Origin of the sequence: Duncaniella sp. B8 (genome assembly GCF_005304985.1) — a bacterium.
Taxonomy (GTDB): Bacteria; Bacteroidota; Bacteroidia; order Bacteroidales; family Muribaculaceae; genus Duncaniella; species Duncaniella muris.
Genome location: NZ_CP040121.1, coordinates 2548824 through 2564263 on the forward strand (window position 1 = coordinate 2548824; position 15440 = coordinate 2564263).

Here is a 15440-nt window from a genome sequence, read left to right on the forward strand (position 1 = left end):
GATTGGATGTAACTTTGCCTATGAAAATATCCGAATAAGACCAATCATTGTTTCAGATAGCGCTATGACTAAAAGCAAGACCACATTCAAAGATATAAAAAATGCACTGAAATGGATGGGTGCCATCCTGTCGGTGATGCTGTTTTACGGTTTTTCGATGGCTCTCTACGGCCACACGTTAGTTGAGTGGTGGGAACCGCTCGGCATAGCCCTGACGGCAGTTCTGGTCATCTGGTTTCTGCTGCGCGGATTCTGGGGTAAGGTATGGAGAGGTGTCAATCCATATGTGGCTCTATTGGGGCATATGGTCGTGATGACCGGTGTGGTTCTGTTTCTGATCCTCGGTCTGAATTTCTGGTTTGCAGATGACACTACCCTGCACACCGAGGAGGTGACGGTGGAGAAACGACTGCAGGAAAAACACTACCACACCCAGCGCGTGGGGCGCAACCGCTATCGCCGTGGCAATCCATATTATAAATATATATTGCGTGTGCGCTTCGACAACGGGAGGCTGAAAGAGATAGAAGTGCCGCTTAAGCGCTACAACCGGACCAGGACAGGAGGCAAAATGACACTCGACCTTGAAACAGGCCTTTGGGGCTATCCGGTCATCACCACCTGGTTTTAGAGGGCATTATGGCCACTCTGAGAAACCGGGCGGTGAGATCGGAGGCTGGATCAGCGTGGCACGGCTGTCAGCCTTGCCGCCATGTAGGGCAGCTGTGGCAGGGTTATCAGCGAGTGGCCGCTGAAGGTTCCGTCAAGCACAGTGGAGGTCATGCCCCAGGTGTCGATAAGTTCTATTCTGTAGGTTTTGTCTTCCGGCAGTTCAAGCAGGAGCTGGCAGTGGATGTCGCGGCCGAAGTATATGAGATACCAGTCATCGCCGGCGCCGAGAGTCGGATAGTTCTGCCATCCGGTTATGCCTTCTACCGGTGTGAGACGGGCTGAAGGTGCGTCAGCTAGAATCTGTTTCAGATATCTGATGCGGTCGTGGCTTTTGCCCCGGAGCACACCTCCTTTTGACCACCACAGGATTTCGTCTGATCTGTCAGGCCCGACTTCGGGCTGTGTGAGTATCACTTCTCCGTGGCCTACAAAAGCACCTCTTGTGAAGCCTTCCCAGAATTTCTGTACCATTTCTTCGGCTGAGAGGGTGCCCCACACCCAAGGGATGTTGCCTTCGTAGCGGCATTCGTCGTAAATGACCGGCTTGCGATATTGAGAGCGCAGGTTTCCGGCATTGGCCATGTCGGATGACTGGATGCTGACGTGGGTGACGTATGGGTCGTTCTGGTCATAGAGTTTAACGCCGTTGTGGATGCCTCTCAGATGTCCGTAGGGATCGTTCAGAGCAAAGAAGCGGAGATGGTGCTGCCAGTCGGCGGTGTCATAGGCTTCCATGAAGTCATATTCGTTGGCCATGCTCCACCAGACGTTTTTGAATGCGCCGAAGCGGGAGATTACATATTGCATGTAGCGGTCTCTGGTTTCCTTGTCGAGTTTGCTGAAGCCCCAGCGGTCATAGGGATGATAGACAATCAGATCGGCTTCGATGCCGAGGCTGTCAAGCGAGGCGATGCACTGTTCGATGTTTCTGAAATAGGCGGGATTGAGACGGTTGAAATCCCAGTTGCCGGTCTCACCTTCGAAAGGATATAGAATCGGTTCGTTGCGGTTCCAGTCGTAGCTTTTGGGGAATATGCACATTCGGATTTTGTTGAAACAGCTGTTGCGGAGGGTTTCGAGCGTCAGCCGTCTGAGGCTGTCGGGCTGATGTGTCCATGCGTAGCAGGTAGTACCCACGGGAATGTAGGCGGTTCCGTCGGAGTAGGCGAATCCGAGCGAGTCGACTCTGACAGGACCGTGGTTTCCGGGTGATGCCGGAAGGCAATCGAAACTGCCCCGCAGATTCGATTTCGGATTGTTTCCGGAAGTGCGGTAGGTCCACCGGCCGGGCTTGTGGGGCATGAAGCGGATTTTATATGTGTCGTTGCCGTCATAGAATGCGCTGACTTTTACGGTGTCGCAGCCATTGATGAAGGTGCATCGGGAGTCGATGTTGTCAAACGGATGCTGACCGGCTTTCTGCCGGAATGAGAGTTCGAATATTTTCCACTGCTCTACTGCCGGGGCTGCGGAAACTCCGGCTGCCGTAGCCCCTGACAGAATGCAGATGATGGAGATAGCTGTGCTGATTATTCTGTTCATAATTGTTACGGTTTGGATTATAATTCTGAGTCTTCCCACTGGAATACTGTGCCGCCGAGCCGGCTTGCGGAGGTGCCGGGCCAGTCAGCCCCATAGATCTCGCCGGATGCCGGATCGATTCCGACATAGCGGTTTGTTTTCAGAGACAGAAGCATACACTGGCCGTGGAGCATGTCCTGCCACATAAAAAGGCAGTCATCGGTCTCAGTGGCTGACAGGCGGAGGTCTCCGGACAAGCCGAGTCCGGCCACGGTCATGAAGCCATTGCCGTTGACGGCTTCGAGCACAACCTTGCCGTTGCCTCGGTCATGGACTCTGAACCGGGTGTTGACAGAATCAAAGTCTTTGTCTCCCTGCCATGCCGAGAGCACCATTTTGCGCCGGTGGGCCACCAGTCTGTGGCCGTTGGCCAGATTGCTTATGGTTATGGTCTTACCGAATGGAATGTTGCCGCTGCGGTCGGCGAGCGGTTCGTCAACGGTGAAATTGTCGAATTCGGCATAGCCGCCTTTGGAGAGAAGACGGTTGAAGGCGAAGAGGGCATAGCGTGCACCCTGGAAGGTTTTAGTCTGATAGGGGATCACCATTCTGCCGCCAATGTCATTGAAACTTTGTCCGTCGGTGCTGTAGCTGAACTGCGCCCATTCGTGCTCGAAGTCGCCTGTTATTCGCAGGTGCAGTTCCGGCTTTTCAAGAGGCTGCTCGATGGTTGTGTCGGTTCCAAGGTCATAGAAGCTTATGACCGGGCCGTTGTCTTTTACCTCAATGCCTATCCATTCATACGGAATGTTGAGCAGTCCGAGACCTGCCACATCGCCTTTCTTCATTTTGGATGCGTCGAGGGTCACTGTGGCTACGGATACCGGACCTATGCCACGCTGGGTGAGGGTGTTTTTTGCCCAATAGAGATTTTTGGCCGGAAGTGAGTTCAGCCGTAGACGGCCTTTGCGCAGAGACCACTGGCTGTCATCTGGCAGATGGTTCCACTGCCAGACGGGCTGGAGCCGGCCGCTGTCGAAATTGTCGCTGCGGGTGTAGGGTGCGTGTGGTGTCACCGTTGCGCTGACCTGCGGTTTCAGCCAAGTGCGCGGCGTGCGGCCAAGGTTTCCGGGGAGGCCGAAATAAGGCCATCCGTCCACCCATGTCACAGGCGACAGACAGGTGGTGCGGCCGACGGCAAGGAAGTCAAGCATCGAAAATCCCCACCAGTCGCCATTTTCGAGCTGTACTATTCCGCCCTGGTGGAGTGTGGCGCAGCCCATGTTGTCGGCATTCGGTTTGCCGGTTTTCAGGCGCCATTTGCCCGGTTCCGGCATGGCGCCGTCCATAGGGATGTCTGTGGCCCATGTGGAATGTTCAGTGCCCAGGGTTTCACGGCAGCTGATGACGCGGGTTTCGTAGGGTCCTTCGAGGCGGTCGGCGCGCGCACACATCATGCGTCCCATAGGGGAGTAGTCGGCGCTGATTATATAGTATTTTCCATCGATCTTGTAGGCGTGGTGGCCTTCGCCCATAGCGTTTCCGGCGGGGATGATGCAGCGGTCGCTACCATCTACATAGCCGCTGAAATCAGGCTTGATCTCGATGCAGTGGACTTCGTCGTAGCCGTGGATGGCGTATATGCGGCCGTTGTCAAAGAGTACTGACAGATCATGTATCCAGCCTCCGAGGCTGTAGTGTTTCCAAGGTCCTTTCGGATCAGAGGCTGTGTAGACCTGCATACCTATTCCGTTTATATTGGAGAAGATGTAGAAGGTGCCGTCATGATAGCGTATGCAAGGGGCCCAGATTCCCTGTCCGTATGCTTCTTTTCCGTCTTCGAGTCTGAAGCGGGGATCATCGATGCCTATTCGGTCGAAGGCATAACTGCAGAAGTCCCAGTTGACAAGATCTTTTGATTCGAGGACCACGAGTCCTGGATTGCAGTGCATGGTGGTCCCGACAAGATAGAATGTGTCATTGACACGGATTATGTCAGGGTCGGAAAATTCATCGTAGAACAGCGGGTTTGTGAAAGTGCCGTTGCCGTTGTCGGCAGTCCATGATTTCTGTTGACCGAATGAGGTGGTGACAGACAGTAATGCCGATGCTATGAGAAGTTGGATTTTTTTCATTGTTTCTGTGCTGGTGTTATGGATCAGTCGAATTTCCAAAAATCGAAATTGAAAAGTTTGCAGCCTTTCTGGCCGCTGAAGGCGAAGGTGAGATCATGGACGCCGGTGACAGGAGTGGCTAAAGGCACAGTCACGGATTTCCATTCTTCCCAGCCGCCGGTCGGTGGAACTTTGACCGAGGCAATGAGTTGCCCGTCTGTGCCGCCGGAGTAAACGTTGAGTGTTCCTCCCCGGAGTGCGCTTGCTACCGAGACAGTCAGCCGCGAGGGCGATTTTTTGCCGAAATCAACTTCGCGCACCTGAAGATAGTCACCATTGTGTATGTTGGAAACATAGATGCCTGTCTTTGCGTTCGGCTCAGTCTTCAGACCTTCTGACCAGGCTATAGTCTCGGCTTCGACGCGGGAGTAGGGGTTGAGTGTGCCGACCGGGTCCGGGCCTTTGGTCGTGGGAAGGATTATCGGGAGAGAGCCGTCAGGATTGTATTCGAACTGTTCGATCGCCGTCGACCGGTTGAAACCGCTGCCGCCGGGAAGAGTGCCGCAGTGATAGGCGAAATAGTGCCGTCCTTTGAAGTCGGTTATTCCGCAATGGTTGGTGAATGAGCCCATTTCCTGAAGGGGCATGATCTGTCCGGCGTATTTCCACGGTCCCCAGGGGGAGTCGCTTACCGAATACGATATGTGTTCCGGGACTCCGCCTGCGGCATAGGCGAGAATGTAGCTGCCGTTGCGCTTGTAGAACCAGGGCCCTTCTTCGTAGAGGTCTTTGTAATCAGTGAATACAGTGCCTTCGGCAAGTTTCTCCGGTCCGCCGAAGGAATCTTCGGTCTGAATGAATTTGTAGACGCCATCCTTTACTTTTTCAACATGATTTCCGCTGATGGTAAAATTTTTGTCATAGGATATCATATCGGGGTTCAGTTTGCAGCACCACAGGCCGGGGTTTCCCCAGTAGAGCCAGGCGTTTCCGTCAGGTTCGATGAAGACTGTAGGGTCAATGTAGCCGCCCGGATCACTGACAAGGGGCGCTCCTATAGCGTCGGTGAATGGTCCTGTAGGACTGTCGGCTACGGCCACGCCTATAGCCATGTCATGAGTGCTACTGTCCACGCAGCATACATACCAGTAGAATCTACCGTTGCGCTCGATACATTGTGAAGCCCAGGCTCCCCATTCGGCCCAGCTGAAGGTGTCGAGTGACATCGGAGAGCCGTGATCGGTCCAGTTGACCATATCTTTTGAGGAATATACTCTCCACTCATTCATTACGAATTCATCGTGGCGGCCGTCCTCATCATGGCCGGTATGGATATAGAAGGTATCATTGTAGACCATCGGGGCCGGATCGGGAGTGAAATTAGTCTGCACTATCGGACGCTGTGCCCAGGCTGTGGCAGCGATTGTCAGACCTATGGCTGTTGCCGTTATGTGGCGGTGAAATGCTTTATTCATGGCGAATAGTATGAAAAATCCTCTGACCGTGTCAGCCTACGGTTCTGTCGCTGACACGGACAGAGTATACGATTAAAAACGATCTCTTATTATTGCACCTATATATTTATGATGACGTTGTTATATTGATTCAGGGGCGGGAGCTCTTTCATAGATGCTTTCAAGGGTGTATTCGGGGCTATGGTCGGAAACGGCGCGTACCATCGCGGCGACCGAGGCTGCATTGGAATGAACAAAATCTCCGGTCTGACGGTCGAAGATGGCGCCTTGGCCCGCTCCTAAGCCTTTACCTCCGTTATCCCAGAATACGGGTGCCAGTCCACAGTCATGAGCAGCCTTGCAGAAATATTCAAGGTAATAGTCGCGAAATGCGCTTTCGCGTCCGGCGGGACGGTTGGTGCAGGTGAATTCACCGATGTAGACAGGGATGTTTTTGTCTGTGAATCTTTCTTTCAGGCCTTTGAAAATGTTGGCAAGACCTTCTTCATCTACATCGTCTGCGGGATATTTGCCTTCGGATGCAGTGTGGCCCCATTCGGGGAGGTATGTCCAGTTACCGCCTTCGTCATAGAATTCCATGCAGAATTTGCCGGGAGAGTAGCAGTGGACCGAGACGAGCAGACGTCCTGTCGCGGGGTCTTTGGGCAGTTCGAGATGCTCCACAAGTTCCCAGCCTCCGGCATATCCGGGGATTCCGAGATAGCGTGTGGCATTTTTGCCTCCGGTGGCGCGCACGGTGTTCACAAACAGCTGGTTCCATTCGTTGAGGAGTCGGTACTGGTGACCGTTGTCTGTGGTGTTCGCGCCCCAGCCCCAGTCTCCGTCATGGATTTCGTTGAAGCCTTCGAAAATCAGAAAATCACCGGTGTCGACAAACCGTTCTGCAATTTGTGTCCATACTTTGCGGATTTGGTCTTCAACTTCAAGGTTTTTGGCTATGTTTGCGGCTGCGCCTTTGAAATCGAGCCAGAAGCCGTAGCCGCCAGAGCCGTCATGATGGATGTTGACGATTATGTTAAGCCCTGCATTTTCGGCATAGCCTACAATTTCGGCCACTCGTTCGAGACGATCATCGATTTTGTAGTCAGGTGCTGCTCCGATATGCCCGATCCATGTCACCGGCAGGCGCACAGTCTTGATGCCGGCAGCCTTGATCTTGTTGAAGAGTTCCTGAGTCAGCTGATAGTTGCCGTCACAGAGTTCGTCGGCAACACCGTTTTTGTAGGCATCCATCTGGTTGCCGGGATTCCATCCCAGACCCAGCCAGTCAGCTATTTCATGTACGGAAGCCTGAGCAAGGGCCGACTGATTGACGGTCAGAGTCTTGGTTTCGTCACCGGATTTGATTGTCACCTCTGCCGATCTGCTGTCACCGTTGTTTTCATCAACGGTGACATAGAGGCGATAGATTGAAGCGGTCAGGCGTTCGAGCTTGAGGCTGACCCAGTTTTCGCTGCATGAGATCTGCGGAGTGACAGCTGACTTGATGCGGAAGTTGTTAGAGTTGCTTTCTCTCTGAAATGACAGTACATCGTTTTCGAGCACGAAGTGGATGTCTTCTGTGTCATAGACATCTTTGTTGTCGGAACATGAGATGCTGCCGAATGAAAGCAACAGAGATAGAGCGATTGGAATTATATTCAGATGTCTCATATCGTTTTGTAATATCTGTGTTAGTGGCTGTTTTGAGGTTTACTGTCTGACATACAGACGGAAGTTGTCGAAGTAGACTGCCACATCCTGTTCGGCCAGTCCGTTGCAGAGATGGAGATAGACCGATGTCAGTGAGAGTCTGATGTCACCATAGGTGCTGCCTCCGGTGACGAGATTTCTCAGCGGTATGGAACAAGACATCCATCTGCCGGTCTCGCATTTGCCGGTGATGCGGTCGTGGTAGCCGTTGAACGTGTACTGGCCCTTGAAGTCACTTCCGTCACAGAGAATGAACCAGCATTCCATGCCTTCGACTTCAGGATAGTGCATATAGCATTCGTAGCGGAACTCGATGTCTTCGATCGGGGTGCTCTCAGGAATGTCGGGTATCTGTGACTCGCCGAGGTAGAGAGGTCCCCACCATCCGTTGTTGAGCTGTGTGGTTCCTTCGATTCCCCAGAATTTGCCGGAGGTATTGGCCGGTTTATTGTTGGCAGATGTCTGGTCTACCACTTTGTTGCTGTCGGTTCCGCCCCAGAAATAACGTCCGAAGCTGTCGAAGTCGATCAGTACGGTGCTCTTCTGATAGAAGGGTATTGTGTCGCGGCCCTGCTCGGTCACGAGGATCAGGCGTCCGCCTTTTTCAGGCAGAGTGGGCAGCGAGAATGTGAGCTGAGTTTTGTCATCATTGACTGTGATGTCTTTGGCCGGAATAGTGATTTCGTTTTTGCCGATGATGATGGCCACAAGATCATTGAATTCCTTGCCGAAGAGAGTGCATGGCTCGCCCCATACAGGCATGTCAGATGAAATTTCCTCGATTACCGGCGGATTGGGCTTGGCGGAAGTGAATCCGATTACCGATGATCCGGAGTGACATTCGATCACGATGTAGCCTTTTTCGAGAACCGTGGCGGGAAGTTTTGCGGTGATGAGGTCGAAGTCGGGGCCGATTTCATAGTCGGTGATCTCATATTTAGTCACCGGACCTTCCGGTTCGACCGGGTTTCCGTCATCATCAACTTCAAGAGGATTGAAGTCTGTGAGATAGAGGCTTTCCACTTCATAGATGTTTTCTCCTTTAATACGTATCTCCTGTCCAGGCGACAGAGGCTTGTCATCGTCCCAGTCGGCGGTATAGGATATGAGATATGGAGCCGGGGAGTTGATGTGGAACGCATATGTAGCGGTGCCGTGGCTTGTGACAACTCTGATCTCTGATTTCAGTTCAGGGTTGGCACCCACGAGTTTAAGTTCGCCAGGAATCGAGAGTATTATGTGGGTCGGGGTGGCATACGTGGGGTTGAAAGAAATTTTCTGATCGTTGATGTAGATCTCTTTCGCGCCACCGAGATTATGGCCAACGAGGACGATTATATCCCAGGGGTCTGCTTCGGTGAACAGGCTGTCGGCCTTTTCCGGATCAATCGTGCGGACTCCGGTGATCACAGGCTGACCTCCGTCATCTCCGTCTGATTTGCAGGAGACAAAACACAGCATCTGCATCATGCACACGATGGCTACGCAGAAACAGCTTATATAGTTTTTCATTGTTATCATGTTATTTCGTTTGATATACCACTCTCTTAGTCTTTGAAATTATAGCTGACAGGTTCTGCTTTGAGCAGCGGGTTCTGGATCACATCGTTTTCGGGATAAGGCATGAACATCTTGCTTGCTATCACGACTACAGGTGAGGTAGGCTGGATGATGCCTTCGATTATCAGTTCGCCGTCAGAATCTTTTTTGATTTTGTCGGCGCGGGTGCCGCGTTCCTGATTGTTGATCATATTGAGAATCTTTTCAGGTTTCCATTTGAACCAGGTGATGTATTCATACCAGTTGGTGTATTCCATGCTGAATTCAATGCGGCGCTCACGGATAATGTCATCGAATGTAACGGATGTCTTGGGGTCGATCATGGCTCTTTCTCTGACTTTGTTGAAGTATTCGAGGCCGGGACCGCCGGTGAGTTTTTCCTGATTGCCGAGGCAGGCTTCCGCATAGGTTAGATAAGTGTCGGCGAGACGTATTATATAGGTGTTGAGCGGAGAGCTCATGGGACCCACATTGCCGTCATTGTCATCGTCAGGCCCACCGATGGCGCCTTTCTTGGTCTGGGCGTTTTCCTTGTCGTAGTGATAGCCGCCTTTTTCCTTGCAGAGTTCGGGATAGAACGAGTGCTGGGTGAAATATGTGGCGTTGCGGCGGATTGTGTCGGAATGTTCGTACTGGTCGAGCATTTCGAGCGGTGCGAATGGAGAGCCCCATGCGGCTACGCCTCCGGAGATGTCAGAGAATGAGAGGATAGAGTAGAGTGTGTTCTGTGTTCCCCATTCTCCGAGCGGCACCCACTGCATAGCCAGCAGAGATTCCTCATTGTTGTTGAATTTGTATTTGAAGAGATCTGCATATGTGGGGAGCAGTTTCAGCCCGCTTTTGGTGCAGACGTCCTCGCAGAGTTCCTTGCATTTTTCAAGGTCGGCCTCGTCGCGGTTTCCTCCGTTCCATCCGGAACGGCAGAGGTAGACTTTGGCAAGAAGAGCTTTCGCGGCCCAGCAGGTTGCGCGCCCTTTGATCCATGATTCAGGTAGATATTCAGCGGCATATTCAAGGTCACGGATGATGAATTTGAACACGTCTTCTTCCTTGTTGAGAGGCCGCACAGGGTTGTCGACTATCTCCTGATTGTGTTCGAAGAGAATGACCGGTCCCCACAGACGCAGGGCATAGAAATATGCGGCAGCACGCATCAGGCGCGCTTCACCGATGGCGCGATGGATTCCCTCTTCGGTGCAGTCGGCGGTCGCTTTGGTCTCGCAGGCCTCAATGACAGAGTTTGACATCGTCACTACGGCATAGAATGACCTCCAGATGTTTGACAGGTGGCTGTCAAGTGCGGTGACCTGCAAGGTGTTGAACTGCGGAAAGTTCCATGCGTCGAAACATTCATTGGCGAGACTGCTGATGCAGAGTGCGCCTTCTCCGTTATATTCAAACCAGGGTCTGTTATAGAGTACGGATGTCGCTGATTCGAGTGCTTTGTCAGAGACATAGAAAGTTCCGTCTACATAGTTTCCCTGCGGGAGTTTCTCAAGAAAGTCGTCGCTGCATGATGCAACGCATGAAGCGGCGGCGATAGCGATCAATGGAATATATAATTTTTTCATTGGTGTTAAGGTTAAAGTGAGACATTGAGTCCGAAGGTGTAGATCACCTGTGAAGGATAGCGGGCATAGTCGATGCCGCGTGTGAGCACGTTATAGTTGTAGGCTCCGATTTCGGGGTCGAATCCTTTGTAACGGGTGAATGTGAAAGGATTCTGCACGTTGAAATAGAGGCGGAGGTTCTCGATGCTTGCACGCTCTATCAGCTGTTTCGGGAAAGTATAGCCCAATGATATGTTCTTGACGCGCAGATATGAACCGTCTTCAACGAAATAGCTGCTCATGCGGTTGTTGTTGTTCGAATTGTCAAGAGCGATGCGGCAGATACGGGCGTCGGAGTTGATCACATGCATGTTTTCAAACGTATGGCCTCCGTCCGGATCAATGAGCCCTACGTTGGCGAGCCTTGTGGTTTCCATGAGAAGATTGGAGTTTCTCATAGGGTCTGTGTAGACCTGGCGCAGGTAGTTGAACACCTTGTTGCCATGTACTCCTACAAGTGAGAGGTTGAAGTCAAAGTCTTTGTAAGTAAGGGTGGTGTTGAATCCGTAAGTGAATTTTGGCTCAGGATTGCCTATGAACTTACGGTCGCTTTCATTGATTACTCCGTCTTTGTTCACGTCTTCGAATATGTAGTCTCCATACCAGATTTCGTTTTCCTTGATTGTCTTGCCCTCAGGAATTGCCACGAGAATTTTGTTGAAGTTGTCGTCAAGCATGAAGTCGCCGTTCTGGTCTTTGACATAGAAATCGTCAGCTTCCTTGAACATGCCGATTACGTTGTAGCCGTAGAACTGGCCTACGGGCTGTCCGACAACGGTGTTGGTATAGGTGTCGGCGCCGATCTTTCCGGTGATGCTTGATGTCTTGGTGTAGAGTTTGGTAACCTTGTTGCGGTTAAGCGAGAAGGTGAATCCGGTACGCCATGAGAAGTCGCGGGTGCTGATGTTGACGGTGTTCAGAGTCCATTCGAAGCCTTTGTTTTCTATGGCTCCGGCATTGACCCAAGGTGAGGAGATTATGGAGGTCACGTAGTCAGGCAGTGAGGCCTGCATAAGCAGATTGTCTGTCTTTTTAAGATAGGCGTCGATTATGAATTCGAGTCTGTTGTTGAACATGGCCAGATCAAGACCGACGTTGTACGATTTTGTTTCTTCCCATTTGAGTTTGTCGTTGGAGTAGTTTCCGGCATAGAATCCGGCGCCCCAGATAGTGGCGCTTGAAGCCATTGTGGTGCCGTAGGCGTATGCTCCGGCGTTCTGGTTTCCGACTATACCCCATCCTAAACGCAGTTTGAGGTTATTGACCGGTTCTACATTTTTCATGAATTTTTCCTGAGAGATGCGCCATCCGAAGGCTGCTGAGGGGAACCAGCCCCAGCGGTTGGCTTTGCCGAAGTTCGAAGATCCGTCGGCACGCAGTGTGAAGGTCAGCAGGTAGCGGTCTGCAAAATTGTAGTTGGCGCGTCCGAAGTATGACTCCATCGAGCCTGATCCTCTCGAACTGTTGTTTTTGGCTGTCAGCGCATCGCCGGCTACAAGTTCGTGGACTGAGTTGAGGAAGTAGTTTTTTCGGCTTCCGGAGAGATATTCATATTCGTTTTCACTTGACTCATGACCGATCATCACGTTGAACGAGTGGTTGCGGATGTGCTTGTCGTAGGTCAGGAATGTCTTGAAGAAGTAGTTCTTGCCGTTGCTTGCGCTTCGTGAGCTTTCAGAGTCCTGAATGAAAAATCCGTAGTCGTAAGTCGGGCGGTAATAGTAGTGGTTGCTGTAGTTGAAGCCTCCGCCGTATTCCACACGCAGATTCAGACCGTTGATGATCTTGAAGTCGGCAAACAGGTTGCCGTAGAAGTCGGTTCCGCGGTTATAATCTTCGCGGAGGAGAGCATCGGCCACGGGGTTTGCATAGAATGTGCCGAAGTTGTTGTCTTCGGTCTGATAGCCGTATGATCCGTCAGGGTTTCTGACAGGTACGTTGGGGTGCTGGTCAAGTGCGGTGCGGATGATATTGCCGTTGTCAATCGTGTTGGTCTGCTTTGTGCGGCTCAAAGAGGCGCTGACACCGAATGAAAGCCATTTGGTGATGTTGGTGTCGATGTTGATTCGGCCTGACAGACGCTCGAAATCTGATCCGATAGCAATACCGTCCTGACCGAGATAGCCTAAGCCGATGGCATATTTACCCCAATCGTTGCCGCCTGAGACTGTCAGCTGGTGGTTATGCATATGGGCTGTTCTGAAAATTTCGTCCTGCCAGTCTGTGCCTTTGCCGAGAATAGACACATCGGCGAATTCCTCGGTGGCGCCGAAGCCCATCACCTCGGCACGGAGGTTACGGTAGGTGGCGAACTGGCGCAGGTCCATTACATCGAGGCGGTCGGGGATGTTCTGGATTCCGTAATATCCTTCATAGCTGAGTTTTGTTTTTCCTGCTTCACCACGCCGGGTAGTGATCATGATCACGCCGTTGCTTGCGCGTGAACCGTAAATGGCTGTGGCCGATGCGTCTTTCAGCACCTCCATTGACACGATGTCAGAGGGGTTGATGGCTGAAAGAGCATTTGAATTGCCGTCGGCCTGGCCGGAGAGGGGCACACCGTCGATGACGTAGAGAGGTTCGTTGCCGTTGAGCGAGTTTGTGCCTCGGATGCTGACCGAGATACCGCCGCCGGGGGCACCGGAGTTCTGTGTCACCTGCACACCGGCCGCGCGGCCCTGAAGAGCCTGGTCAAGCGATGTGGCCACGGTTTTTTTGATGTCTTCCGCAGAGACTGATACCACAGATCCTGTCAGGTCGCTGCGCTTCATGGTTCCGTAACCGACAACCACTACTTCATCCAGCGTTTTGGAGTCTTCCTTGAGATAGATCTCGACTTTGGATCTGTCACTGATTTTGATGCTTTGGGTTGTGTAGCCGATGTAGGAGAATGTCACAGTCTGTCCTTTTCTGACATTGACGCTGAAAGCGCCATCGGCATCAGTGACAGTGACTGCTCCGGACTGGACTCTTACTGTGGCTCCGATCAGAGGCATATTGTCATCAGCGCCTCTGACCACGCCGGTAAGTTTAAAGTCCTGTGCAAAACTTGGGAAGACAACACATCCCAGCAACACGGCAACTATCAATCGTAACAGGTGCCGTTGTTTTTTCAATGCGACTTGCATAACTTCATGATATTAATGGTAAAATGATAAATGTTTTCAGGTTTAAGAGGTTGTTTTTAACGACTTTTAATATGTATAGAGCGTCTGTGTCTATGGCAATGTGTGATCAGCGGATGAAACGCCATTCGTCGAATTTGAAATCGCCGTCCCGGTAGACGAAGCAGAGGTCCTGGCTCCCTTTGAGCTTTTTGCCGAGCCGGACGCTGACGGTCTGCCATTGGGGATGATCAATGACGAGGCTTCCTACACGCTTGCCTTTGGAGCTTCCGATGTGAATGTCGATAACACCTTTGCCTCTGACTTTGGCTTCGAATCGAGAAGCTCCTTTCCCGAAGTCTGCGCCACGGACTTCAGACTGCTGACCTGAGCCTAATCCGCAGGCAACCATGTTGCCGGCCACGTCAGTGTGTTCGAATTTTATGCCTGAGGTGGCGGCTACGGTCTCGGCCTGCTGCCAGGCGAACGGATCGAGCGGTTTGATCTGTGAGACTCCGGTCTGGGTCATCTGTCCAGTCGGTATCGCGATGCTGTTTTCGTCAACTTCAAGTCGGTCTACGCAGATATTCCGGTAGCCGGTAGTGATGCCTCTGAAGTCAGCAAGGTGATTGGTGTGATAGAAGATGTAATACTCATTGTTGAAACGCAGGAAGTGTGTGTGGTTGTTTGTATATTCCATCCCATAGTCATGAGGATTTTTGAGAATGTCGCCACGGAATTTCCAGCTGTCGCGGTTGAGCGGGTCGGTCGATGTCATATAACCGATCGAACAGATTGAGGGGTGCGAGACTTCTGGATCGTTCCATTCGGTGCGGTCGACCCAGTCGGTACTGTAGGAGTAGACCCATGTGCCGTTTATATAATTCAGCTCACTGGCTTCAAAGAAGTATGGAGCAGGAATTTCGCTGATTTCGCTGTCGAGGCTCAGAAGGTCGCTTCCGAGGCGGACTATGCGGGCGCTTCCCGGCAGGAATGTGGTGGCTTTTGAGCTGCGTCCTCCCCCGAATGACAGCCAGCCTACGCCGTTTTCGTCAATGACCGCACCGGGATCGAAGGGGGCCGGGCAGTCTGTAAGTCCGGGGGTGTTCACATCTATAAGGTCATGACCGAGCGGGTCGGTCCAGGGGCCTACAGGAGAAGTTGCGGTGATGACACCGACACCGCCTCCGCCGTGGGAGTAGTACATATAGAAATGAGTCAGGCCGTCACTTTCGGCGCGTGAGATTATGGACGGAGCCCATGATACGCCTTTTTTGCCGGTCCAGGGGGCAGCCTGCTCTACGTCTATTATTCCGTGGTATGTCCAGTTGACCATGTCGTCTGACGACATCATCACGAGAGAATGGATATGTGCGTAGCTGTTTTTGCCATCGCGACCCACGGAGTCAAGTTCTTGCTGGTCGTTTGTGCCATAGACATACACACGCCCGTTATGAACTACGGCGGTCGGATCGGCTACATGCAGAAAGTCAAGCAGCGGATTGCAGTTTCCGGTGCCGAGTTTCGGCGTCTTCTCAAACTGATGGTCTTCCGCGGCTTCGGCGGCGGAAGATCCGTTTATAAGTAAGGTGATAGCAAAAATACTGGCAAGTTGCTTTTTTGATAACATAAGACTGATTTGTGTTAGAGGCTGATAATGATTAGCTGAAACAAATATAGTTACAGCCCTCG

9 protein-coding genes are annotated in these 15440 nt (G+C 52.0%); 1 reads left to right on the plus strand and 8 read right to left on the minus strand.

Annotated features, from left to right (window positions below):
- Positions 1-64 precede the first annotated feature (64 nt).
- Entirely contained in the window at positions 65-631 is a 567-nt protein-coding gene (locus FDZ78_RS10790) for a hypothetical protein (RefSeq protein ID WP_124075776.1), read from the plus strand.
- A gap of 50 nt (positions 632-681) precedes the next feature.
- Here the strand turns inward: FDZ78_RS10790 and FDZ78_RS10795 are convergent, their stop codons facing one another.
- The 8 genes from FDZ78_RS10795 to FDZ78_RS10830 form a co-directional block, all read right to left on the minus strand.
- Positions 682-2214, minus strand: a complete 1533-nt coding sequence (locus FDZ78_RS10795; RefSeq protein WP_123399448.1) for a DUF5060 domain-containing protein — start codon at positions 2212-2214, stop codon at positions 682-684.
- A gap of 17 nt (positions 2215-2231) precedes the next feature.
- Positions 2232-4328, minus strand: coding sequence for a glycoside hydrolase 43 family protein (locus FDZ78_RS10800; protein WP_123399466.1), 2097 nt, complete (start codon positions 4326-4328; stop codon positions 2232-2234).
- 23 nt (positions 4329-4351) lie between these two features.
- Entirely contained in the window at positions 4352-5782 is a 1431-nt protein-coding gene (locus FDZ78_RS10805; RefSeq protein WP_136408537.1) for a glycoside hydrolase family 43 protein, read from the minus strand.
- A 120-nt stretch (positions 5783-5902) separates the two neighbouring features.
- Positions 5903-7435: a cellulase family glycosylhydrolase gene (locus FDZ78_RS10810; RefSeq protein WP_137426201.1), complete on the minus strand. Its 1533-nt coding sequence runs from the start codon at positions 7433-7435 to the stop codon at positions 5903-5905.
- Between the two features lie 39 nt (positions 7436-7474).
- Entirely contained in the window at positions 7475-8986 is a 1512-nt protein-coding gene (locus FDZ78_RS10815) for a glycan-binding surface protein (RefSeq protein WP_136408538.1), read from the minus strand.
- A gap of 35 nt (positions 8987-9021) precedes the next feature.
- Complete coding sequence (locus FDZ78_RS10820; RefSeq protein ID WP_136408539.1) at positions 9022-10605, minus strand: RagB/SusD family nutrient uptake outer membrane protein; 1584 nt, start codon at positions 10603-10605, stop codon at positions 9022-9024.
- Positions 10606-10616: 11 nt separating this feature from the next.
- Positions 10617-13772 carry a TonB-dependent receptor gene (locus tag FDZ78_RS10825; RefSeq protein WP_136408540.1) on the minus strand — a complete coding sequence of 1052 codons (3156 nt, stop codon included), beginning with the start codon at positions 13770-13772 and terminating at the stop codon, positions 10617-10619.
- A 106-nt stretch (positions 13773-13878) separates the two neighbouring features.
- Positions 13879-15378 (minus strand): glycoside hydrolase family 43 protein, encoded by a 1500-nt coding sequence (locus tag FDZ78_RS10830; RefSeq protein ID WP_123399460.1) that lies wholly within the window; start codon positions 15376-15378, stop codon positions 13879-13881.
- Between the last annotated feature and the right edge of the window lie 62 nt (positions 15379-15440).

What these genes read in the sequence shown, in the direction of transcription:
- FDZ78_RS10805 (WP_136408537.1), bottom strand. Translation starts at nt 5,782, where the DNA reads ATGAATAAAGCATTTCACCGCCACATAACGGCAACAGCCATAGGTCTG.
- FDZ78_RS10810 (WP_137426201.1), bottom strand. Translation starts at nt 7,435, where the DNA reads ATGAGACATCTGAATATAATTCCAATCGCTCTATCTCTGTTGCTTTCA.
- FDZ78_RS10830 (WP_123399460.1), bottom strand. Translation starts at nt 15,378, where the DNA reads ATGTTATCAAAAAAGCAACTTGCCAGTATTTTTGCTATCACCTTACTT.
- FDZ78_RS10790 (WP_124075776.1), top strand. Translation starts at nt 65, where the DNA reads ATGACTAAAAGCAAGACCACATTCAAAGATATAAAAAATGCACTGAAA.
- FDZ78_RS10820 (WP_136408539.1), bottom strand. Translation starts at nt 10,605, where the DNA reads ATGAAAAAATTATATATTCCATTGATCGCTATCGCCGCCGCTTCATGC.
- FDZ78_RS10800 (WP_123399466.1), bottom strand. Translation starts at nt 4,328, where the DNA reads ATGAAAAAAATCCAACTTCTCATAGCATCGGCATTACTGTCTGTCACC.
- FDZ78_RS10795 (WP_123399448.1), bottom strand. Translation starts at nt 2,214, where the DNA reads ATGAACAGAATAATCAGCACAGCTATCTCCATCATCTGCATTCTGTCA.
- FDZ78_RS10825 (WP_136408540.1), bottom strand. Translation starts at nt 13,772, where the DNA reads ATGCAAGTCGCATTGAAAAAACAACGGCACCTGTTACGATTGATAGTT.
- FDZ78_RS10815 (WP_136408538.1), bottom strand. Translation starts at nt 8,986, where the DNA reads ATGAAAAACTATATAAGCTGTTTCTGCGTAGCCATCGTGTGCATGATG.